The organism is Geothermobacter ehrlichii (assembly GCF_008124615.1).
Taxonomy (GTDB): domain Bacteria; phylum Desulfobacterota; class Desulfuromonadia; order Desulfuromonadales; family Geothermobacteraceae; genus Geothermobacter; species Geothermobacter ehrlichii.
In genome coordinates this window covers 215,313-238,128 of record NZ_VNIB01000003.1, presented here as the reverse complement: position 1 = coordinate 238,128, position 22,816 = coordinate 215,313, and the positions used below count along the sequence as shown (strand labels likewise).

Below are 22,816 nucleotides of genomic sequence, written 5' to 3'. Positions count from 1 at the left end.
CTTTTTACCTGCATCCGTTTCTCCAACAGCAGCCTGACGATGAGCAATGGCCGGAAAACCAGCCATTCCGGACTCTCCAAAGGGGTAGGAAGATGAGGTACGCAGAGACAGGGATCAATCTCGAAATCGATCTTTCCCGGGGCAACATAGAAAAGGTGGCCACCGATCCGAAAGAAACCGAGCTCTATCTCGGGGGCCTGGGCACCAATACCAAGCTTCTCTGGGACCGGGTCCCCCCCGAGGTCGACGCCTTTTCCCCCGACAATCTGCTGATCTTCGGTGCCGGCCTGCTGTGCGGCACGCCGGCGACCGGCTGCAACCGGACCATCGTCTCGACCATCTCGCCGCAGACCGGCCTGATGGCCTTTTCGATGATGGGCGGCTTCTGGGCCCCGGAGCTGAAGTACGCCGGTTACGACAAGATCGTGCTGCGAGGCAAGTCGCCCGACCTGGTCTACCTGTGGATCCACAACGACAAGGTCGAAATCCGCGACGCCTCGCACCTGCGGGGCAAGGGCGCCATCGAAACCGCCGAAATCATCAAGCGGGAGCTGAACGAGCCCAGGGCCCAGGTGGCGGCCATCGGCCTGGCCGGCGAAAACCGGGTCTACTACGCCTCCATCGAGCAGGGCCGCTCGAGCGCCAGCCGCGGCGGTATCGGCGCCGTCATGGGCGACAAGGGGGTCAAGGCGATCGCGGTGCGCGGCACCAAAGACATCAGCGTCGCCCGGCCGGAGGAGTTCTTGGCCCTGTGCAACGAGGTTCTGGAGTACATCAAGTACCGCGAAGAACACCCGATCCCGGGGGTGATGCCGATTCTGGCCGGGCTCGGCTCGCCGCAGGAGATGAAGATCCACGACGAGAAGTGGCACACCGAAAACTTCATGTGGGGCAACTCCCGCACCCGCCGCAAGGGCTTCTGGACCGAGGAGATCGAAAAAGAGTGGACCGAAACCATGGAGAAGGCCCGCACGCGGCTGATCAGCTGCTTCAACTGCCCGATGAAGTGCGGGGCAACCATCTCGATGCCGGGGCTGCCGACCTACATGATGAAGTGCTTCACCAAGCTGACCTACACCATGGCCGCCTACTCGGACCTCGATTTCGGCCTGCGCATCGCCCAGAAGGCCACCGAGTACGGCCTGGACGGCTTCTCCGCCCCGCAGGTGATGGCCTTCGCCCTCGAGCTGCTGGAGAACGGCATCCTGAGCAAGGACGACTTCCCCGGAATGCCTGAGGACAACGAGGGCCGCTTCTTCTACCTGCTCGACATGATCGTCCACCGCAAGGGCATCGGCGACACGCTGGCCAAAGGCACCTACTGGGCGGCGAAGGAGATCGGCAACGGCGCCGAGGACTACGCCCACAACACGATCAAGAAGCACGAGCAGCTGCCCCTGAAGCTGTCGATGCTCAACCCGATCTACTTCCTGATGTACTCCACCGGCGAGAAGATCAACATCACCCAGATCGAGGGCCAGTTTCCGCAGGCGCCCTTTCCCAGCCGCGAGGCGCGCGAGGAGTTCGTCAAGGACTGGATCCAGGTGCCGGACGAGAAGTTCAAGCAGTACTTCCTCGACTGGGAACCGCGCGGCGAGAACTCGATCCCCTACTACCCGACGGTGCAGATGACCTGTGAAATCGTCGACTGGCAGGAGCGGATGCACTACATCGACGACGCTCTCGGCCAGTGCGCCGGGCTCTCCTCCTTCCCGCTGAAGCCGCCCTACCACATCCACAACTACCCAAAGTTCATCTCCGCCGGCGCCGGCATTGCGATGGACGAAGAGAAGCTGACCGAGGCGGCGAAACGCTACCGGACCCTGGTGCGGGCGATCAACATCCGCCGGGGGATGCGGCGCAAGGACGAAAAGCCGCCGGAAAACCACTGGAAGCATCGCTTCCCGGAACTGGAGAAGGAACTGCTCGACACCTACTACAAATTCAAGGGCTGGAACGAGGAGGGCATTCCAACGAAGGAAACCCTGGAGTCGCTCGGCCTGGACTACGTGGCCCGGGAGTTCCTGGAGCGGGGGATCCTGAGCGACGACGAAACGGCCGCCACGGACGAGAACCGGGAGGCGGTAACGGAAACAGCGAACCAGTAGCCGGGAGGACGCGAACCGTGACCAGCATGAAGAAGAGAACGATCAAGAACATCAAGATCGACGTCGACAAGTGCAACGGCTGCCGGGCCTGCGAGGTCATCTGCTCCGCCTTCCACGCCGTGCCGAAATACAGCAGCAACAATCCGGCCCGCTCGCGCATCCGGGTGATCCACGATCCGCTGCGCGACATCTACGTTCCGGTCTACGCCGGCGAATACACCGTCGCCGAGTGCGCCGGCCGCGACAAGTACGTCATCGACGGCAAGGAATACGACGAGTGCGCCTTCTGCCGCGCCGCCTGTCCGTCGCGGGAGGAGTTCAAGGAACCCGACTCCGGCCTGCCGCTGAAATGCGACATGTGCGAAGGCGAAGAGGAGCCCCTGTGCGTCAAGTGGTGTCTGGTCGACGCCCTGACCTACGAGGAGCGGGAAGAAGAGGTGGAAGTCGAGGAGGAGGAAGCGCCGGACGAGATCGAAATCGGTCTGGAAACCCTGATCAACAAGCACGGCCTCGACAAGATCCTCGACACGGTGGAACAGCTGGCGAAAGACAAGGGCTAGTCGACCGCCAGGCACCAGGGAGACCGTTTTTAGCGCAGAGTCGCAGAGAGGGAGAGCCCGCGGAGAAACGCAATAAAGCAGATAAGAATTTTGCCTCTTCTCTCAGTCTCCGCCTCTCTCCGTCTCTGCGTTAAAAAAACTTTTTCCCACCTGGTGCTCCCGGCGTCCTGGTGGCGGACTTACTTGCAGGTTTGCAAACAGAAACAGGTGATAGCGTGGAAACTGTAGCCCCCGAACGGGAAATCATCGAGGTCATCAAGGAGAACGGCGGCGATTCGTTCAAGTACTGCTACCAGTGCGGACTGTGTGACGCCGTCTGTCCGTGGAACCGGGTGCGGCAATTCAGCATGCGCAAGCTCGTCCGCCAGGCGACCTTCGGCCTGACCGAGATCGACAAGGAAGAGATGTGGCGCTGCTCGACCTGCGGCACCTGTCCCCAGCGCTGTCCCCGCGGAGTGAACCAGATCGAGGCCGGGGTGGCGCTGCGCCGGATCGCCGCCGAATACGACGTCTATCCGGGCCATGTCGCCCCGGTGCAGAACGTCGTCGCCAGCCTGACCTCCGAAGGCAACTCCCTCGGCGGCGAGCGCGAAAAGCGCGCCGACTGGGCCAAAGACCTGGCGGTCAAGCCCTACTCCGAGGGGATGGAGATCCTCTACTTCACCGGCTGCTACCTGAGCTACGACCCGCGGATGCGCCAGGTCGCGGCCGCCACCGCCGCCATCCTGCAGAAGGCCGGGGTCGATTTCGGCATTCTCGGCGCCGCGGAGAACTGCTGCGGCGAGAGCATCCGCAAGACCGGCAACGAAGACCTGTTCAAGCGCCTGGCCAGGGACAACATCAAGGCCTTCATCGAACGCGGGGTGAAGAAGGTGCTGGTCTCCTCGCCCCATTGCTACCACACCTTCAGGAACGAGTATCCCGAATTCATGGTCAACTTCGAGGTGATGTTCATCTCTGAGCTGATCGCCGAGCTGATCGCCGAGGGGCGGCTGGAGCTGAAGGGCGAGTATCCGAAAAGGGTCACCTACCACGATCCCTGCTACCTGGGCCGGCACAACGGCATCTACGACGCCCCGCGCGAGGTGCTGGGCAGGATCCCCGGCCTTCAGCTGAACGAGATGGCCGATGCGCGCGAAAACAGTCTCTGCTGCGGCGGCGGCGGCGGGCGGATCTGGATGGAGACCCCCAAGGAGGACCGCTTCGCCGATCTGCGCGTCAGACAGGCGGTCGAGGCCGGCGCCGAAGTGCTGGTGACCTCGTGTCCCTACTGCATCACCAACTTCACCGACAGCAGTCTCGATCTCGACGAGAACGAGGCGCTGGAAATCAAGGATCTCACGGAAATAGTTCAGGCCGTGCTCTGAGCATGGAAGGAAGAATCATGGCAAACAGACCAGCAGCGAGACATTCCGCGGACAAGGGCGATGTCCTGGTTGTCGGCGGCGGCATCAGCGGCATCCAGGCCTCGCTCGACCTCGCCGATTCGGGTTTCCGGGTTTTCCTGGTCGACAAGTCGCCGGCCCTCGGCGGCAAGATGGCCCAGCTGGACAAGACCTTCCCCACCAACGACTGCTCGATGTGCATCGAGTCGCCCAAGTTCATCGAGTGTTCCCGCAACCCGAATATCGAAATCCTGACCTACACCGAAGTCGAACGGGTCGAGGGCGAAGCGGGCGACTTCAGGGTCACCCTGAGCAAAAAGCCGCGCTACATCGTCGAGGAGAAATGCACCGGCTGCAACATCTGCGTCGACTACTGCCCGGTCGAAATCCCCGATCCCTTCAACCAGGGGCTGTCGACCAACAAGGCGGTGCACATCCACTTTTCGCAGGCGGTGCCGCTGGTCACCTACGTCGACCCCGAAACCTGCCTCTACCTGAAGGAAGAGAAGTGCCAGATCTGTGTCGGCGTCTGCAAGACCAGGGCGATCGACCTGCACCAGAAGCCGGAGCAGTTCGAGGTCGAGGTCGGCGCCATCCTGCTCTCCCCCGGCTACGACACCTTCGACCCGAAGCTGCGCAACGACTTCGGCTACGGGCGGATGGAGAACGTCGTCACCAGCCTCGATTTCGAGCGGCTGCTCTGCTCCACCGGCCCCTTCGAGGGCGAAGTCCTGCGGCCGTCCGACCTGACGCACCCGAAAAAGATCGCCTGGATCCAGTGTGTCGGTTCGCGCCAGGTGATTCCCGGCGGCAACAGCTACTGCTCGGCCGTCTGCTGCACCTACACCCAGAAGCAGGTGATTCTGGCCAAGGACCATGACAGCGGGCTCGACGCCACCATCTTCCACAACGATATCCGCGCCTTCGGCAAGGACTTCGAGCGTTTCTACCAGCGGGCCGAGAAACTGGAGGATGTCCGTTTCATCCGCAGTTACGTCACCGTCGTCCGCGAGGATCCGAAGACCAAGAACGTCACCATCCGCTATTCGACCTTCGACGGGGGGGTGAAGGAAGAGGAGTTCGAGCTGGTGGTGCTGTCGGTCGGGCTGAATCCGCCGGCCGGCAACAAGGAACTGGCGCAGAAGTTCGGCATCGAGCTGAACGAGCACGGTTTCTGCAGGACCGACCCGCGCAACCCGATCCTGACCAGCCGCAAGGGGGTATTCGTCAGCGGCGCCTTCCAGGGGCCGATGGACATCCCCGAGGCGGTGGTTACCGCCAGCGGCGCCGACGCCCTGTGCGGCAAGCTGCTCAATCATCGCCGCCACCGGCTGAGCCGCGAGCGGGTCTATCCACCGGAACGGGACGTCTCGCAGGAAGAACCCCGCATCGGGGTGGTGGTCTGCCACTGCGGGGCCAACATCGGCCGGGTGGTCGACATCCCGGCGGTGGTCGAATACGCCGCCACCCTGGAGCACGTCACCTGGGCGGGCGAGAACCTGTTCGCCTGCTCCACCGAAAACGCCAAGCAGATCTCCGACGCCATCGTCGAAAAGGGCCTCAACCGCCTGGTGCTGGCGGCCTGCACGCCGCGCACCCACGAGCCGCTGTTCCGGGATACCTGCCGCGAGGCAGGGCTCAATCCCTACTTTTTCGAGTTCGCCAACATCCGCGAACACTGCTCCTGGGTCCACTCCAAGGAGAAGGAGAACGCCACCGAAAAGGCCAAGGACATCATCCGCATGTCGGTGGCCCGGGCGGCGCACCTGGAAGCGCTGCAGGAATTCGAGCTGCCGGTCGACAAGCGGGCCCTGGTGATCGGCGGCGGCCTGGCCGGCATGACCAGTGCCCTGAACATGGCCGAACAGGGCTACGAAATCTATCTGGTGGAGCGGGATTCCGACCTGGGCGGCATGGCGCGAAACATCTACTACACCCTCGAGGGGATGGACGTTCAGGCCCACCTGCAGGAGCTGATCCGCAAGGTCTACCGCAATCCGCGCATCCATGTCGCCACCGACGCCAGCATCCGCGACGTCACCGGCTACATCGGCAACTTCGAGACCACCATCGAGCGTGAGGGCGGACGGCTGCAGACGATCCGGCACGGCATCGCCGTCGTCGCCACCGGTGCCGAACAGCACCGTCCCGACGAATACCTCTACGGCGAGAACGAGCGGGTCCTGACCCAGCTCGAGCTGGAGAAGGAAATCGTCACCGACAGCGACCGGGTCAACGCCGCCGGCAGCCTGGTCATGATCCAGTGCGTCGGCTGCCGCGAAGAGGGCCGAAACTACTGCAGCCGGGTCTGCTGCGGCCAGGCGGTCAAGAACGCCCTGAAGCTGAAGGAGCGCAACCCGGAGATCGACATTCACATCCTCTACCGCGACATGCGCACCTACGGCTTCAAGGAGGATCACTACCGCAGAGCCGCCGAGCTGGACATCAAGTTCATCCGCTTCGAGCCGGACAACAAGCCGCAGGTCGAAGCGGCCGGCAACGGGCTGAAGATCACCGTCCCCGACCCGGTGCTGGGGCAGCGACTGGAGCTGGAAGCCGACCTGCTCGTCCTGTCGGCGGCCATCGTTCCGGCGAAGGGCAGTCGGGAGCTGGCACGGCTGTTCAAGGTCTCGATGAATCCCGACGGCTTCTTCCAGGAAGCCCACGTCAAGCTGCGGCCGGTCGACTTCGCCGCCGACGGCGTCTTCCTCTGCGGAACCGCGCAGTATCCGAAGCATATCCACGAAACCATCAACCAGGCCTACGGCGCTGCCGGCCGCGCCGTCAGTATCCTGTCGGGCGACTCGGTCACCGCCTCGGGCGCGGTCTGCGACGTCAACGAATACGCCTGCATCTCCTGCGGCGCCTGCATCAGCGCCTGCACCTACGACGCGATCAGCTTCCACCAGACGCCACAGGGGAAAAAGGCGCGGGTCGAACCGGTGCTCTGCAAGGGCGACGGACTGTGCAACGCCAAGTGCCCAACCGGCGCGATCTACCTGAAGCACTACACCGACGACGAAATCATCGCCCAGATCGACGAGGCGATTCCGTAGGACAACCGGCTCATGGACTGTTGAGTGAAAAGACCACAGGCTGATCAAGAATGTCCGGATGCTGGGCGGCCGGAATCCCGGAGAACAAGGCGTACCGAAAGATACGTCGTTGACAAGGGATGGGGGCAACGCCGCAGATGAGCGTTTTTCATCAGCCCTACCCATGAAAGGAGGAAACCATGGCAGGATTTGAGTACAGGCCCAACGTCATCGGCTTTCTGTGCACCTGGTGAGCGTACGCGGCTGCGGACCTGTCTGGAGTTTCCAGGCAACAATACACCACTGAAACCAAGATCATCCGGGTCATGTGCACCGGCCGGGTCGACCTCTCCTTCGTGCTGCGCGCCTTTGCACGGGGCGCGGACGGGGTCTTCATCGGCGGCTGCTGGCCGGGCGAGTGTCACTACGTTACCGAGGGGAACTACGACGCTCTGTTCAACATGCACCTGTGCCGCAAGCTTCTCGAACAGATCGGGGTCAATCCGCTGCGGCTGCGGCTCGAATGGATCGCCGCCTCGGAAGGGGCCCGCTATGCCGAGGTGATGAACGACTTCGGCAGGCAGCTCAAGGGCTTCGGTCCGCTCGGCGAGGGCGAAGGCCTCGACCGGGATACCCTGAAGCTCAAGCTGGAAGCACTGAACAGGATGGTGCCCTACATCAAGCTGGTGGAGCGTGAACGGCTGCGAGTGAGATTCGCCACCCAGGAGGAGTATGCCGACTATTTCGCCGGCGAGGACTTCGACCGGCTGTTCAGGGAGCTGCTGCTCGACAAGCTGAACATCACCCTGCTGACGCTGCTGCTGCGGGACCGGCAGCTCTCCAGCGGGGAAATCGCCCAGGCCCTCGACCTGCCGCCAGCCGAGGCGGCCAGGCACCTGAAGAATTCGACCATGTACGGGCTGGTCCGGTTCGACGAGAAGCAGAAACGCTTCGCCCTGGCGTGAGAGGGTACACTGACGGGCTTTACGGCAACCTGCTTTTGCCACAGATTCCGGAATGAAGAGGAACTCCATGGACATCGGAACCATCGATCAGATTATCGACAGGCACCAGGGCGAGGCCGGCTCGCTGATCCAGGTGCTGCTGGAAATCCAGAGCAAGAACAACTGGCTGCCTCACGAGGCACTGGTCAGGGTCAGCGAGCGGCTGAACGTTCCTATGAGCCGCATCCGGCACATCACCACCTTCTACAAGACCTTCAGCCTGGTCCCCCGGGGCCGCCACGAGGTCCATGTCTGCATGGGCACCGCCTGCCACGTTCGCGGCGCGGAGCGGATTCTCGATACCGTGCGCGAGGTGACCGGCGTCGGCCCCGGCGAAACCGATCCCGAGCTGAATTTCAGCGTCGAGACCGTCAACTGTCTCGGCTGCTGCGCCCTGGGACCGGTGATGGTCGTCGACGGTCAGTACCACGGCAACGTCGATACGGCCGAAACGGCGAAAGTACTGAAGAACTGCACCTGCAAATAAGGGGACGTCATGGCCAGGATAAAATCAGTTGCCGACCTGGAAAAACTCCGCACCGAAATCCTCGCCCGGAGAGAGTCGGAACGCCCCAGCATCACACTCTGCTCCGGCAGCGCCTGCCACGCGACCGGCTGTGGTCCGGTCGCCGCGGCGATCGAACAGGAGCTGAAGAAACAGGGGCTCGGCGACAAGGTCGATTTTCGCCGGACCGGCTGCCACGGCTTCTGCGAACAGGGCCCCATCGCCGTCATCCAGCCCGAGGGTATCTGCTACCTCAGGGTCAAGCCGGAAGATGTTCCGGAAATCGTCAGTGAAACGATCGTCAACGGGAAGCGGGTCGAACGGCTGCTCTACGCCGATCCCGCCACCAGCGAAAAGATCGCCCGCGAAGCCGAGATTCCCTTCTACAGGCACCAGCAGCGGCTCATCCTCGGCCAGAACCGGGAGATCGACCCGAAGAGCCTCGAGGACTATCTCGCCGTCGGCGGCTTCCAGGCCCTGAGCCGGGCGCTGTTCGAGCTGACACCGGAGCAGGTCGTCGACGAAGTGAAGCGGGCGAACCTGCGCGGCCGCGGCGGCGCCGGCTTTCCCACCGGCGTGAAATGGGAATTCACCCGCAGGGCGCCCGGCGAGCTGAAATACGTGGTCGTCAACTGCGACGAGGGCGACCCCGGAGCCTACATGGACCGCTCGCTGATGGAGGGGAATCCCTACGCGGTGATCGAGGGGCTGATGATCGGCGCCTACGCCATCGGCGCCAGCGAAGGCTATGTCTACGTGCGCCAGGAATATCCGCTGGCGGTCAGCAATCTCGAAGCCGCCCTCGCCAAGCTGGAAAAATACGGCCTGCTGGGGAAGAAAATCCTCGGCTCCGGCTTCGACTTCACGGTCAGGGTGCATCGCGGCGCGGGCGCCTTCATCTGCGGCGAGGAGACTTCGCTGATCAAGTCCCTGGAAGGCCTGCCGGGCGAGCCGAAACCACGGCCGCCCTTCCCGGCGGTCCGCGGATTGTGGAACCGGCCGACCAACATCAACAATGTCGAAACCTGGGCCAACATTCCGCTGATCATCAACCGTGGGGCCGAATTCTTCAACTCCATCGGCACCGAGGGGAGCAAGGGGACCAAGATCTTCTCCCTGGTCGGCAAGGTGAACAACACCGGCCTGGTCGAGGTGGCGATGGGCGCCACCCTGCGCGACATCATCTACAAGATCGGCGGCGGTATTCCCGGCGGCAAGAAGTTCAAGGCGGTGCAGACCGGCGGTCCTTCCGGTGGCTGCATCCCGGAATCGCTGCTGGACACCGCTGTCGACTTCGACGAGCTGACCCGGGCCGGCGCCATGATGGGCTCGGGCGGCATGATCGTCATGGACGAGGACACCTGCCTGGTCGACCTGGCGCGCTACTTTCTCGGCTTTCTCAGCGACGAGTCCTGCGGCAAGTGCACCCCCTGCCGCGAGGGCATCAGGCAGATGCTCAGGATTCTGACCGACATCACCCGCGGGCAGGGGCAGGAGGACGACCTCGAGCGCCTGCAGGAGCTGGCCGAAACCACCAGGTACGCCTCCCTCTGCGCCCTGGGCAAGACCGCCCCCAACCCGGTTCTCAGCACCCTCAACCACTTCCGGGAAGAGTACGAGGCGCACATCAGGGAGAAGCGCTGTCCGGCCCTGGCCTGCAGGGAGCTGATCGCCTACCATATCGATCCGGAGAAGTGCCGGGCCTGCGGCGCCTGTCTCCGCCAGTGCCCGGCCGAAGCGATCGACGGCGGCAAGAAACGGATTCACGTCATCGACCAGGACAGGTGCACCAGGTGCGGCGCCTGCCTGGAGGCCTGCCCCGAAGCCTTCGGCGCCGTCAGCAAGCTGTCCGGCCAGCCCGTTCCCGAGCCTCTCCCCGAAGAGAAGCGATGCATAGGATGACAGCCCATGAGTGATTTTTTCCTGCAGATCGACGGAAAGAAGGTCGCCGCCAAGCCCGGCATGACCCTTCTCGAAGCGGCCCAGACGGCCGGGATCACCATCCCCACCCTCTGCCACCACGAACAGCTGGAGCCCTACGGGGCCTGCCGCATCTGCACGGTGGAGCTGGAAGCGCAGGGACGAACCGGTTATGTCGCCGCCTGCACCCATCCGGCGGAAGCCGACCAGGTGGTCAGGACCCGGAGCGAACAGCTGGACAGAATCCGCCGGGTGCTGCTCGAACAGATGCTGTCCCACGCTCCCGACTCGGAGGAGCTGCTGGAACTGGCCGGCGAATACGGCGCCGATCCCGGACGTTATGAAAAGGAGGCCTCTTTCTGTATCCTCTGCGGCCTCTGTGTGCGATACTGTGCCGAAGTCAAGCAGAAGCACGCCGTCGGCTTTTTCGACCGGGGGGCGAAACGCGAAATCAACTTCATCCCGGAGATCGCCGTCAAGGAATGCTGGGACTGCAAGGAATGCTTTCCGCTCTGCCCCACTTCGGCGCTGCAGGCCGCGTACGTGCTGATCGAGTCGCTGATGGCGCCGCCGCAAGCAGAATCCTGCGGCGGCTGTTCGGGACACGGATGACATTCTGCCGATGACCAAGCAGCCTTTCGCACGCAAGATCGTACGGGTGGTCCAGGGACAGCCGGAACCGACGCAGCGGCAGGTGGTGGAAGAATATCCCCTGCGTCTGCGCATCAACGGTCACGATTTGGCGACCCTGGTCTGCTCACCTCACCAGCTCCATTTCCTGGTCGCCGGCTTTCTGCGCCTGCAGGGCTTCATCGACAGCCTCGACGACATCCTGATCATGGGCATCTGCCAGGACGACGCCCTGGCCGAACTGCGTCTGCGGACGCAGGTTCCCGACCGGCTGCAACCGACCCTGACCTCCGGCTGTGGCACCGGCATCTTCTTCAACCTGCCCGAAAACCTGCTCCGTCCGCCGTCACCAACAACCCGCTTCTACCACGCCGACGCGCTGCTGCGCTGCATGCACGAACTGCAGCAGCGGGCCGAACACTACCGCAGCCACGGCGGCATCCACTCGGCGGCCATCGGCGATGCCGACGGCCTGCTGCTGCACGCCGAGGACATCGGCCGCCACAACACCCTCGACCGGCTGGCCGGCGAGGCCCTGTTCCGAACAATCGAACTGCGCGACCGGATACTGATCAGCTCCGGACGAATCTCCAGCGAAATGGTCGCCAAGGCGGCGCGGCTCGGCATCGGCCTGATCGCCTCGCGCACCTCGCCGACCGACAAGGCGATCGACCTCTGCCAGCAGGCCGGCATCACCCTGGTCGGTTACCTGCGGAGCCAGCGCATGGACATATTCACCCATCCGCAGCAGCTGCGGTTTGCGCAAGCGACGGTCTGACCCGAATCGCCGGCGGCCTCGGCACGCCGCCGGGCCCACGAACGGCAAAGACGTCGCTATCCACAGCGAAAAAGCAGGGAGGTCGCATGCTCGAACAGAAGATACTGGTGCCCCTCGACGGCTCGCCCATCTCGGCCCAGACGGTCAAAGGCCTGATCGCCATGAAGGACTACCTGGCCACACCCCTGACCCTGCTGCACGTCCTCGACCTGGAACGTCTCTCCTGCCAGGGGTTCCCCGACAGGAACTACATCGAATTCAGCCGGCGGGCGCGGAAAGAGGCCCGGGAGTTCATCGACCGGCAACAGCAGATCTTCGCCGACGCCGGGATGGCGACCGAAACCCTGGTCCGGGAAGGAAACGCCCGCGACGTCATCTGCGCCCTCGCCGACAGCGGCGATTACGACCTGCTGGTCATCGGCCGCAATCCGGTCAGCGAACTGCGGGACCTGCTCTTCGGCCAGGTCGCCAACTACGTCGTCCACCGGGTGAACTGCCCGGTGCTGGTCATCTAGACAACGCGATTTCCAAACCGCCCGGGACATCGTTCCGGTATCCGGGGGAGTCATGACCGTTCACGCCACACCGCCCGGCGGCGGCTTTCTGCTCGACGAAACTGCCGTCCCGTTCATCCCGGAGGATTTCTCCCTGGAGCAGCGGCAGATCGCCGAGACCACCGAAGCCTTCATCCGCAACGAAATCCTCCCCGACCTCGACCGGCTGGAGGAGCAGGACTTCGCCCTGCTGCGCGCCAAGCTGCGCCGCTGCGCCGACCTCGGCCTGTTTCTGGTCGACATCCCGGAGCGATACGGTGGCCTGGAGCTCGACAAGGCGACCAGCATGCTGGTGGCGGAGACGATCGGCCCGAGCGGCTCCTTCGCCATCACCTCCAGCGGCCAGACCGGGATCGGCTCGCTGCCGCTGGTCTATTACGGCACCGCCGAGCAGAAGGAAAGATACCTGGCAAAGCTGACCAGCGGCGAGTGGATCGCCGCCTACTGCCTGACCGAACCCGACTGCGGCAGCGATCCGTTGAGCGCCCGCACCACCGCCACCCTGAGCGAAGACGGCAGCTGCTACCTGCTCAACGGGGTCAAGCAGTTCATCACCAACGCCGCCTTCGCCGACCTGTTCACCGTCTTCGCCAAGATCGACGGTCGGCAGTTCTCGGCCTTTCTGGTCGAGCGCGACAGCCCCGGGCTGAGCGTCGGCGCCGAAGAGCGGAAGATGGGCCTCAAGGGGACCTCGACCGCCCAGGTCATCCTCGACAATGTCCGGGTGCCGCGGCAGAACCTGCTCGGCGAGGCGGGCCAGGGACATAAGATCGCCTTCAACGTGCTCAATATCGGCCGGCTGAAGCTGGCCGCCACGGTGGTCGGCGCCGCAAAGGGCGCCCTGGCCGAAGCGGCGACCTATGCCGGCGAGCGGAAACAGTTCGGCCGGCTGCTGCGGGAATTCGGCGCCATCCGCGAAAAACTGGCCGACATGAGCGCCGCCCTGTTCGCCGCCGAATCGGTCCTCTACCGGGTCGCCGGACTGCTCGACGCCCGGATCGCGACCCTCGACCGCGACACCGACGACTATCCCCGGCGCTACCGGCAGGCGATCGAGGAGTATGCCGGCGAATGCGCCATCGCCAAGGTCTTCTGCAGCGAAGCGCTGGGCCGGATCGCCGACGAGGCGCTGCAGATCCACGGCGGCTACGGCTATATCCGCGACTACCCGGTGGAGCGCTACTACCGGGATCAGCGCATCAACCGGATTTTCGAGGGCACCAACGAAATCAACAGGCTGCTGATTCCCAACCTGCTGCTGCGCCGGGCCGACGAGAAACGCCTCGAACTCTGGGAGCGGGTCCGGACGGTCGAGGACGACCTCACCACCGGCAAGCTGGAGGAATGCGGGCAGGATTTGCTCGCGAAGACGAAGACTCTCTATCTGCTGTTGCTCGGGGCGGTTCGGCAACGGCACCGGGAGCAGGAGATTCTGCTGGCGCTGGGCGACATGGCCATCGACATCTTCGCCCTGGAGAGCGTGCTGCTGCGTACGGACAAGGCCCGGACGCGTGTCAGCCCGGCCAGGCGGCAACTGCTGCAGGCCGCCGCCCGCACCGCCAGCTTCGAGCTCGCCGCCCGGATCGGCACCGCCGCCGCCCGCTGCGCCGCCTATGCCGCTGTCGAAGCGGATCCGGCCGGGATGCAACCGATCGTCTCCCGACTCAGCGCCTGTCCGACAACCGGGCTGCTGGAGTCGAAACGTCTGCTGGCCGCGGCCACCAGTGACACGGGAGGGTACCCGTTCTGACTTGACCAACAGCTGTTTCGCCGCCGGGGCGGCAGGAACAGACAGATAACTCACCACGGAGTCACGGAGACCACAGAGGAATAGAAAGTCCAAAACACGAAACTTTCACATCTTTTCCCCTGATTTTGACCTCCGTGCCCCTGTGGTGAGGCCCGGTTTTCTCAAGCCAGCTTTGTCCGGTCGTCCCTTTCGTCTGCACGCAGGAGGTCAGCCATGAGTACCGCCGAATTCGCCCCCCTCGATTTCGCCCCGCCCCTGGTCAACCTCGAAGGCTCCGCCGAAACCGGTTTTCTGCTCAGCTCGCCCCAGCCCCTCGGTGCCTATCCGGACAGCCTCGGCCGGATGCTGCGCCACTGGGCCGAACAGGCTCCGGAGCGGATCTTTCTCGCTGAACGGCAGGCCGACGGCGCCTGGCGCCGGCTGAGCTACGCCGAAGCCGAACGGCAGGCCCGCGCCATCGCCCAGGCCCTGCTCGACCGCGGCCTGGGCAGCGAGCGGCCGCTGATGATCCTTTCCGGCAACGCCATCGACCACGCCCTGCTGATGCTCGGCGGCTTCTTCAGCGGCGTGCCGGTGGTTCCGGTCTCGGTCGCCTATTCGCTGCTCAGCCGGGACTTCTCCAAGCTGCGCCACATCTTCGCCGAAACCACGCCGGGACTGATCTATGTCGCCGACGGCGAAGCCTTCGCCCCGGCGCTCGCCAGCCTCGATCTGGACGGCGTGGACGTCGTCGCCAGCCGGGGCGAGGTCGCCGGCACGGCCACCACGCCCTTCGCCAGCCTGCTCGAAACACCGGTCACCGCGGCCGTCGACCGGGCCTTCGCGCAGGTCGGAACGGATACCATCGCCAAGATCCTCTACACCTCCGGCTCGACCGGCACCCCCAAGGGGGTGATCAACACCCACGGCATGCTCTGCGCCAACCAGAAGATGCTCGAACAGGTCTGGCCCTTCGTCACCCGCACCCCGCCGGTGCTGCTCGACTGGCTCCCCTGGAGCCATACCTTCGGCGGCAACCACAATTTCAACCTGGTGCTCAAGCAGGGCGGCACCTTCTACATCGACGACGGCAAGCCGGCACCGGGACTGGTGGAAAAGACCCTGAAGAACCTGGCTGAAATCTCGCCGACCATCTATTTCAACGTCCCGGTCGGCTACGCCATGCTGCTGCCCCACCTGGAGCAGGACGAAAAACTGCGCCGCAGCTTCTTCAGCAGGCTGCAGCTGATCTTCTACGCCGGGGCGGCCCTGCCGCAGGATCTCTGGGAACGGCTGGAAAAGGTCTCCATCCGGGCCACCGGCAAAAAAGTGGTCATGACCTCCTCCTGGGGAGCGACCGAAACCGCGCCGCTGGCCACCGCCGCCCATTTTCCGCTGGAAAAAGCCGGCGTAATCGGCATCCCCTGCCCCGGCATCACCCTGAAGATGCTGCCGAACGGCGACAATTTCGAGCTGCGCGTCAAGGGCCCAAACGTCACTCCGGGCTACTTCCGCCGCCCCGACCTGACCGCCGCCGCCTTCGACGAGGACGGCTTCTACCGCATCGGCGACGCCGGCCGGTTCGTCGATCCCGAGGATCCGGCCAAGGGAATCGCCTTCGCCGGCCGGGTGGCCGAGGACTTCAAGCTGAGCAGCGGCACCTGGGTCCGGGTCGGCCCACTGCGGGTGGCCGTCCTCGCCGCCGCCGCCCCGGCGCTGCAGTTCGCCCTGGTGACCGGGCACGACCGGGATTTTGTCGGCATCCTCGGCTGGCCGAACCTCGCCGCCTGCAAACAGCTGTGCCCGGACGTCGCCGACGACATCGCCCCGGAAGAACTGATCCGCCGCCCCGAAATCGAAGAGCATCTGCGCCGGACGCTGCGCAAGTTCAACGCCGGGCAGCAGGGCAGCTCGACCCGCATCGCCCGCGTCATGCTGATGAGCGAGCCGCCGGACATCGACGCCGGCGAAATCACCGACAAGGGCTACATCAACCAGCGCGCCGCCCTGCAGCGGCGCCGGAAGCTGGTCGAGCGGCTCTACGCCGAGCCGCCTGCTCCCGGGGTGATCGTGCTTTGATGCGCGGCACAACATGCACCCTGCAATTTACTCAACGCACTGAGTAAATTTACCTTGTGCATTGAGTAAATTGTCAATATACTCATTTGCATGTTTCACCGCCCGCAATTTCAGCAACTGCTGCAAAGGTGTCGCGAGCCCCGTCGCTTCATCCAGGTTCTGGCAGGCCCCCGCCAGGTGGGGAAAACCACCCTGGCCCGGCAGCTGATGGCAGAACTGCCGCAGCCGGTCCATTTCGCTTCTGCCGACGCTCTGACCGGCGAAGACCGGCAATGGATCCGCAACCAGTGGGAAATCGCCCGCTTGCAATTGGCAACCGGACGGGCGCAGGAGGGATTGCTGATTCTCGACGAGGTGCAGAAGGTTCCCGGCTGGTCGGAAATCGTCAAATCCCTGTGGGACGAAGACACCCACAAGCAGACGCCCCTGAAGGTCGTCATTCTCGGTTCGGCCCCGTTACTCGTGCAGCGGGGTCTGACCGAAAGCCTGGCCGGCCGCTTTGAACTGATTCCGGTCAGGCCCTGGAGCTACAGCGAAATGCGGGACGCTTTCGGGCTCTCTGTGGATGAATACATCTACTTCGGCGGCTATCCGGGAGCAATAACCCTGCGGGAAGATGAAGAACGCTGGCGACACTACATCCAGGACGCCCTGATCGAAACCACCATTTCGCGGGACATCCTGCTGATGTCCCAGGTCAACAAACCAGCGTTGCTGCGCCAGCTTTTCTACCTGGCCTGCCACTATTCGGGACAGATTCTTTCCTATCAGAAAATGCTCGGACAGTTGCAGGACGCTGGCAACACCACCACCCTGGCCCACTACCTGGAGCTGCTCTCCGGAGCGGGCATGGTGGCCGGGATCAACAAATACGCCGGGCAGAAAGTCCGGCAACGTGGCTCGAGCCCCAAACTGCAGGTCATGAACATGGCCCTCATGTCGGCTCTCGCCAATCAGAACTTCGCCGCCATCCGCAGTACCCCGGAGCTGTGGGGACGCTGGGTCGAATCAGCCATCGGTGCCCATCTGCTCAACAGCTCCTACGAACATGGATATGAACTGTTCTACTGGCGCGAACGCGGTCAGGAGGTCGATTTCGTCATCCGCCACCGGGGAAAACTGCTGGCCATCGAAATCAAAAGCCACCAGCAACCGGCCCCATTGGGGGGAATGGACACCTTCGTGAAAAGTTTCGCGCCGGAAAAAACCCTGCTGGTCGGCGGCGATGGCCTTGACATCGAACTGTTTCTCTCACTGGACATCAAACAATGGCTACCCTGAAAACCATGCGCTTTACCGGAACCGATTCCTACGTCGCTACCGAAGATCTTAACCTGGCGGTGAACGCCGCCATCACCCTCGGACGGCCGCTGCTGATCAAGGGCGAGCCGGGCACCGGCAAGACCATGCTCGCCGAAGAGGTCGCCCGCGCCCTCGACATGCCGCTGTTTCAGTGGCACATCAAGTCGACCACCAAGGCCAGCCAGGGCCTCTACGAGTACGACGCCGTCTCCCGGCTGCGTGACTCGCAGCTCGGCGACGAGCGCGTGCACGACATCGGCAACTACATCGTCAAGGGAAAGCTGTGGGAGGCCTTTGAATCGGAACGGCGGGCGGTGCTGCTGATCGACGAGATCGACAAGGCCGACATCGAGTTCCCCAACGACCTGCTGCAGGAACTCGACCGGATGGAGTTCTACGTCTACGAGACCCGGCAGCTGATCCGGGCGAAGCACCGGCCGGTGATCATCATCACCAGCAACAACGAAAAGGAGCTGCCGGACGCCTTTCTGCGCCGCTGCTTCTTCCACTACATCCGCTTTCCCGACGCCGCGACCATGGCGAAAATCGTCGAGGTCCACTTCCCCGACATCCGCAAAAGGCTGCTCGAAGCCGCCCTGGAGACCTTCTTCGGCCTGCGCGAGGTGCCCGGCCTGAAGAAGAAGCCCTCCACCTCCGAACTGCTCGACTGGATCCGGCTGCTGGTGGCCGAGGGCATCCCTCCCGAAACCCTGCGCGACCGGCAGGCCGAAAAGGCGCTGCCGCCGCTGCACGGGGCGCTGCTGAAAAACGAACAGGATCTGGGTCTGTTCGAACGGCTTGTGGGCCGCCGCCGCTGACGCGATGCTGGTCGATTTCTTCCTGCAGCTCAAAGAGGCCAGAATCCCGGTCACCATCCGCGAATTCCTCAGCCTGCTCGAGGCCCTGGAAAAGCAGGTGGTCTGGGGCAGCGTCGAGGATTTCTATTACCTGGCGCGGCTCTGCCTGGTGAAGGACGAGACCCATTTCGACAAGTTCGACCGGGTCTTCGCCCGCTATTTCGAGGGCATCACCGAGCTCGACGAAGAGCTGAAAAAGGAGATTCCCGAGCAGTGGCTGCGCAAACTTGCCGAGCTGGTGCTCTCCGAGGAGGAGAAGGCGCGGGTCGAGGCCCTGGGCGGCTTCGAAAAGCTGATGGAAACCCTGAAGAAGCGTCTGGCCGAGCAGAAGGAACGGCACCAGGGCGGCAACCGCTGGATCGGCACCGCCGGCCGCTCTCCCTTCGGCGCCTGGGGCTACAACCCGGAAGGGGTGCGCATCGGCCAGGACCGCTCCCGCCACCGGCGGGCGGTCAAGGTCTGGGACCGGCGCGAGTTCAGAAACCTCGACGACTCGGTCGAGCTGGGCACCCGCAACATCAAGCTGGCCCTGCGCCGGTTGCGCCACTTCGCCCGCGAGGGCGCGCCGGAAGTGCTCGACCTGCCCGCCACCATCCGCGCCACCGCCGACAACGCCGGCCACCTCGACCTGCGACTGGTCCCCGAGCGCCACAACAAGGTGAAGGTGCTGCTCTTCTTCGACGTCGGCGGCTCAATGGACGAGCACATCCGGGTCTGTGAAGAGCTCTTCTCCGCCGCCCGCAGCGAATTCAAGCACCTGGAATACTTCTATTTCCACAACTGCGTCTACGAGAGCGTCTGGCGCGACAACCGGCGCTACCGGGCCGAACGGACCGACCTGTGGGAGCTGATGCACACCTACGGTTCCGACTACAAGCTGATCTTCGTCGGCGACGCGGCGATGAGCCCCTACGAGATCGTCATGCCCGGCGGCAGCGTCGAGCACCACAACGAGGAACCGGGCGAAGTCTGGCTGCGGCGGCTGCTCGACACCTACCCGGCCGCCATCTGGCTCAATCCGACCCCGCAGGGATGGTGGCAGTTCACCCAGTCGATCGGCATGATCCGGCAGATCATGGAGGGGCGGATGTTTCCCCTGACGCTGGAAGGGCTGGAGGCGGGCATCCGGCTGCTGAGCAGATCGGCCGCCTGATCCCGAACCCCTTGATGTTGCTGTAGCTCAAGCACCTGACTTCCCCAGATAAACGATATGTTTCTCCCAAATGCACAGAGCTACATTCCCGAATGCCTGAGTCTGTTTTCTTTTGGGGGGTCCGGGAGAAAAATGCTACTCTGTCCAATATTGAGTTTGCCTGTCTTTTCGTGATTCTTGGAGGGGAGGATCATGACCATTCCGGACAACCGCCCGACAGCGCCTTTGCCGGTTCTCGCTTCCAGCCAAAAGTTCCACGCCATCTACCAGCGGAAGCAATGATGATCGTCGATCTGCTCAAACGTGAAGAAGGCAAGACCCTGGAATTCAAGCAGGATCTCTCCTCCCCCAGAAACCTGCTGAAAACCCTGGTGGCCTTTGCCAATACCGCCGGCGGCCGTTTGCTGATCGGCATTGCCGACGATCGGTCGGTGGTCGGCGTCGAAAACCCCCTTGACGAGGAAGAGCGACTGGCCAACCTGATCGCCGACGGCATCGCTCCCCGGCTGGTGCCGAACATCGAGATGCTCACGGTGGAAGGGAAAACCCTGCTGGTGGCCGAGGTGTTTCTGAGCAGCACCCGTCCCCACCATCTCCGTGCCGAAGGCGCGGAAAACGGCGTTTACGTGCGGCTCGGCTCCACCAACCGCCAGGCGGACCGGGAACTGATCGCCGAGCTGCGGCGCACCGTCGAGGGAATCTCCTTCGACGAGATGCCCATGCCGGAGTGTACCATTGACGACCTCGATCTTGACGCCGCCCGCCGTGCCTTTGCCGGGGTTCGCGAGCTGCATGAACAGAACCTGCGCACGCTGAAGATTCTGGTTCAGGATCAGGGAAGAACTGTTCCCTCCCGGGGCGGCATGTTGCTCTTTGGCCGCAACCGCACCTTTCACTTCCCCGATTGCTGGGTCCAGTGCGGCCGCTTCATCGGTACGGACAAAGCAAAGATCTTCGACCATATCGAGATCGAGGAGCCACTGCCCCAGACCGTGGACAGCATCATGCTGTTTTTGAAAAAACACGCCATGCGCGGTGCGGACTTTTCCGACACTCGGCGACGGGACATCTGGAGCATTCCGCTGGAGGCTCTGCGCGAGGCGGTGATCAACGCCCTTGTCCATGCCGACTGGTCTCAGCGTGGCACGCCCGTCCGTGTGGCCTTCTTTGACGACCGCATCGAGATCGAAAACCCGGGCATCCTGCCTCCGGGAATCACAATTGAGGACATGTTGCAGGGAGTCTCGAAAATCCGCAACCCGGTCATCGCCCGCGTGTTCCGGGAACTGAACCTGATCGAGCAATGGGGCAGCGGGGTGCCGCGCATCTACAGCCAGATCGCGGCGCAAGGCTTTCCGGTCCCCGTGATCCGGGAGCTGGGTCTGCGGGTGCGTTTCGTCTTTCCATTGGCAGAAGCGATCCCGGTTCAGGAATCTTCCCAGGCCGCAAGCCAGCCCGGAGCCCCATCACGGCTAGAGTCACGGCTAGAGTCACGGCTAGAGTCACGACTGGCGGCAAAAATCGTCCTTTTGCTGGAAAAAGGGCCAGCCGGCAAGGCAGAGCTTGCCAGAAAACTCGGACACAAAACCGTTTCCGGCGAGTTGCACAAGCAGATCAAACGGTTGCTGAATCTTGGCGTGATCGCAATGACCATCCCGGAAAAGCCAAACAGCCGGTTGCAGAAATACCGACTGACCGACGGGGAAAGAAAACAGCTGGCGCAACAAGGCGAGGAGTAACTTCAGCGACACGAACCACTTGTACATCGGCCTCCCGCAAAACTACTAGCCAAACAAAACTTCCGCTCATTTGGAAAATCTTCGGATGTCTAAAATTAACCAAATCCAAAAAGCCCTCATTGAGATGAGTGGAGGCGAGTTCCAGAAACTGGCTGACGCATACCTCGCGGAGAAAGGACTCGGGCGCGTCAACTCCATCGGCTCTGTCATCGCGGCTAACAAAGTCAAAACAGGAACTCCGGACACTCTCATCACGACACCCGATGGAAACTACGTCTTTGCTGAACACACGACCCAGCAGTCAGGCCTGCTGAATAAGATAAGAGCCGATCTCGACAAATGCTTTGACGAATCCAAGACCGGCGTACCCGTTGGCAGAATTGAGAGGGTGATTTTTTGTTTTACGGGAGAACTCGATCCAGGGGAGGAAAACGAACTAGCCGAAGTTTGCCAAGAGAAGGGGGTGAATCTTGATCTGTGTTCAATCAACTTTTAGATCTCGATCCCGCCTTCATCACGGAGTACATCGCGTGGAAGTATGAGAATGCCGAGCGCGGATGGTTGAGTAGCCACGATGACCACAGAAACTATTGTTTCATCTGGGCTCGGCCGGATCACCAGGCCATCATGGACAGGGTGATCGAGCGCATCTACGGTTACGAACAAGACAGCTTTGTTTCCATAAATCCATACCTCAAAACCTTCTTCCAAGCCAGGGGAGACAATGAGGCAGAGGGGGAGGTGCGAGAGAAACAGGATACCTACCTGTTGCGTCTCATCGACGAGCGGAGTGAAGAAGTGGACCTCATGGTACTCCTGTTCGGTGTCATAGCGCAGTTCCAACCGGCGAGGAGACGCCAGTTTGTTGAGCGATTCGTCCAGCGAAACAGGAGTTTCGATGCATTCAAGCGCCTTTCCTTGGAGTCTAGCAGCTGGTCCTGGAGTGGCAGTCAGGTACCTGTACTGCAAGGACACGTGAGCTATTGGGAATCGTTGTTGCCGCTCATGAACACAGTGGACCTCCTCCCGCACAAGCAATACGTCGAGCGCTATATCCAGGGGCTACGTGTGCAGATTGAGCAAGAAAAGAAAAACGACTTCATTGGAGATTGAGCAAAAGGCGGCACAACCCCTAAGGCCCTCCCTACCACCAGCAGAGTATTGAGCCGATCTTCCAGCGCTGGCCAAGGGGCTGGCTGTCCCCTCATTTCGCAACTGGAATATCGAAGCCGAGCTGACCGATCTCCACTGCCCCGTGCAGAATATCCGGGGCGAGCAGAATAAATTTGAAAGAACTTTCCGGAGCCGGAGCTTGCCGACTGGCTGCATCCGCACCGTACACTCGTAACCTGTCCCAACAACAACCCGGACGCATCCTTTCGGGAACAAAACCAACCGGGGCGCCTCCGCCGGCTGCCGAAAATTGCCCCACCCCGCAAAGAACACTTGCTTTTCGGCACGGCCCGGCGTACATTCTC

The 22,816-nt window shown here is 62.8% G+C and carries 18 protein-coding genes; all 18 read left to right on the top strand.

The genetic code is table 11. The annotated features are described in order from the left end of the window. Positions 1 to 92 precede the first annotated feature (92 nt). The 18 genes from EDC39_RS05145 (at position 93) to EDC39_RS05060 (ending at position 22,451) form a co-directional block, all read left to right on the top strand. Positions 93 to 2,108, top strand: coding sequence for an aldehyde ferredoxin oxidoreductase family protein (locus EDC39_RS05145; protein WP_148895304.1), 2,016 nt, complete (start codon positions 93 to 95; stop codon positions 2,106 to 2,108). A gap of 26 nt (positions 2,109 to 2,134) precedes the next feature. Then, positions 2,135 to 2,668, top strand: coding sequence for a 4Fe-4S dicluster domain-containing protein (locus EDC39_RS05140; protein ID WP_148895344.1), 534 nt, complete (start codon positions 2,135 to 2,137; stop codon positions 2,666 to 2,668). A 215-nt stretch (positions 2,669 to 2,883) separates the two neighbouring features. Then, positions 2,884 to 4,035: a (Fe-S)-binding protein gene (locus tag EDC39_RS05135; RefSeq protein WP_148895303.1), complete on the top strand. Its 1,152-nt coding sequence runs from the start codon at positions 2,884 to 2,886 to the stop codon at positions 4,033 to 4,035. Between the two features lie 17 nt (positions 4,036 to 4,052). After that, positions 4,053 to 7,109, top strand: coding sequence for a CoB--CoM heterodisulfide reductase iron-sulfur subunit A family protein (locus EDC39_RS05130; RefSeq protein WP_148895302.1), 3,057 nt, complete (start codon positions 4,053 to 4,055; stop codon positions 7,107 to 7,109). A gap of 179 nt (positions 7,110 to 7,288) precedes the next feature. Continuing rightward, entirely contained in the window at positions 7,289 to 8,053 is a 765-nt protein-coding gene (locus EDC39_RS05125) for a hydrogenase iron-sulfur subunit (RefSeq protein ID WP_148895301.1), read from the top strand. Positions 8,054 to 8,120: 67 nt separating this feature from the next. Continuing rightward, the gene (locus EDC39_RS05120) at positions 8,121 to 8,579 is read left to right on the top strand and encodes a complex I 24 kDa subunit family protein (protein ID WP_148895300.1); all 459 of its coding nucleotides are present in this window, start codon (positions 8,121 to 8,123) and stop codon (positions 8,577 to 8,579) included. Between the two features lie 9 nt (positions 8,580 to 8,588). Then, the gene (gene nuoF, locus EDC39_RS05115; RefSeq protein WP_148895299.1) at positions 8,589 to 10,499 is read left to right on the top strand and encodes an NADH-quinone oxidoreductase subunit NuoF; all 1,911 of its coding nucleotides are present in this window, start codon (positions 8,589 to 8,591) and stop codon (positions 10,497 to 10,499) included. Between the two features lie 6 nt (positions 10,500 to 10,505). Continuing rightward, positions 10,506 to 11,129, top strand: coding sequence for a 2Fe-2S iron-sulfur cluster-binding protein (locus EDC39_RS05110; RefSeq protein ID WP_148895298.1), 624 nt, complete (start codon positions 10,506 to 10,508; stop codon positions 11,127 to 11,129). 10 nt (positions 11,130 to 11,139) lie between these two features. Beyond that, on the top strand, positions 11,140 to 11,925 hold the full coding sequence (gene fdhD, locus EDC39_RS05105) for a formate dehydrogenase accessory sulfurtransferase FdhD (protein ID WP_148895297.1): 786 nt from the start codon (positions 11,140 to 11,142) through the stop codon (positions 11,923 to 11,925). Positions 11,926 to 12,011: 86 nt separating this feature from the next. Further along, complete coding sequence (locus tag EDC39_RS05100; protein ID WP_148895296.1) at positions 12,012 to 12,440, top strand: universal stress protein; 429 nt, start codon at positions 12,012 to 12,014, stop codon at positions 12,438 to 12,440. A 52-nt stretch (positions 12,441 to 12,492) separates the two neighbouring features. Then, the gene (locus EDC39_RS05095; RefSeq protein ID WP_148895295.1) at positions 12,493 to 14,229 is read left to right on the top strand and encodes an acyl-CoA dehydrogenase family protein; all 1,737 of its coding nucleotides are present in this window, start codon (positions 12,493 to 12,495) and stop codon (positions 14,227 to 14,229) included. A gap of 213 nt (positions 14,230 to 14,442) precedes the next feature. Continuing rightward, complete coding sequence (locus tag EDC39_RS05090; protein ID WP_148895294.1) at positions 14,443 to 16,287, top strand: feruloyl-CoA synthase; 1,845 nt, start codon at positions 14,443 to 14,445, stop codon at positions 16,285 to 16,287. A gap of 90 nt (positions 16,288 to 16,377) precedes the next feature. After that, entirely contained in the window at positions 16,378 to 17,568 is a 1,191-nt protein-coding gene (locus EDC39_RS05085; protein ID WP_148895293.1) for an ATP-binding protein, read from the top strand. Positions 17,569 to 17,573: 5 nt separating this feature from the next. Continuing rightward, a complete protein-coding gene (locus EDC39_RS05080; protein ID WP_148895343.1) occupies positions 17,574 to 18,407 on the top strand; it encodes an AAA family ATPase in 834 nt (277 codons plus the stop codon). A gap of 4 nt (positions 18,408 to 18,411) precedes the next feature. Continuing rightward, positions 18,412 to 19,599: a vWA domain-containing protein gene (locus EDC39_RS05075; protein ID WP_148895292.1), complete on the top strand. Its 1,188-nt coding sequence runs from the start codon at positions 18,412 to 18,414 to the stop codon at positions 19,597 to 19,599. Between the two features lie 281 nt (positions 19,600 to 19,880). Continuing rightward, positions 19,881 to 21,338: an AlbA family DNA-binding domain-containing protein gene (locus tag EDC39_RS05070; RefSeq protein WP_148895291.1), complete on the top strand. Its 1,458-nt coding sequence runs from the start codon at positions 19,881 to 19,883 to the stop codon at positions 21,336 to 21,338. An 85-nt stretch (positions 21,339 to 21,423) separates the two neighbouring features. Beyond that, on the top strand, positions 21,424 to 21,834 hold the full coding sequence (locus EDC39_RS05065) for a hypothetical protein (RefSeq protein WP_148895290.1): 411 nt from the start codon (positions 21,424 to 21,426) through the stop codon (positions 21,832 to 21,834). Then, positions 21,816 to 22,451 (top strand): hypothetical protein, encoded by a 636-nt coding sequence (locus tag EDC39_RS05060; RefSeq protein ID WP_148895289.1) that lies wholly within the window; start codon positions 21,816 to 21,818, stop codon positions 22,449 to 22,451. Before EDC39_RS05065 ends, EDC39_RS05060 begins: the two co-directional genes overlap by 19 nt. The last annotated feature ends 365 nt before the right edge of the window (positions 22,452 to 22,816 follow it).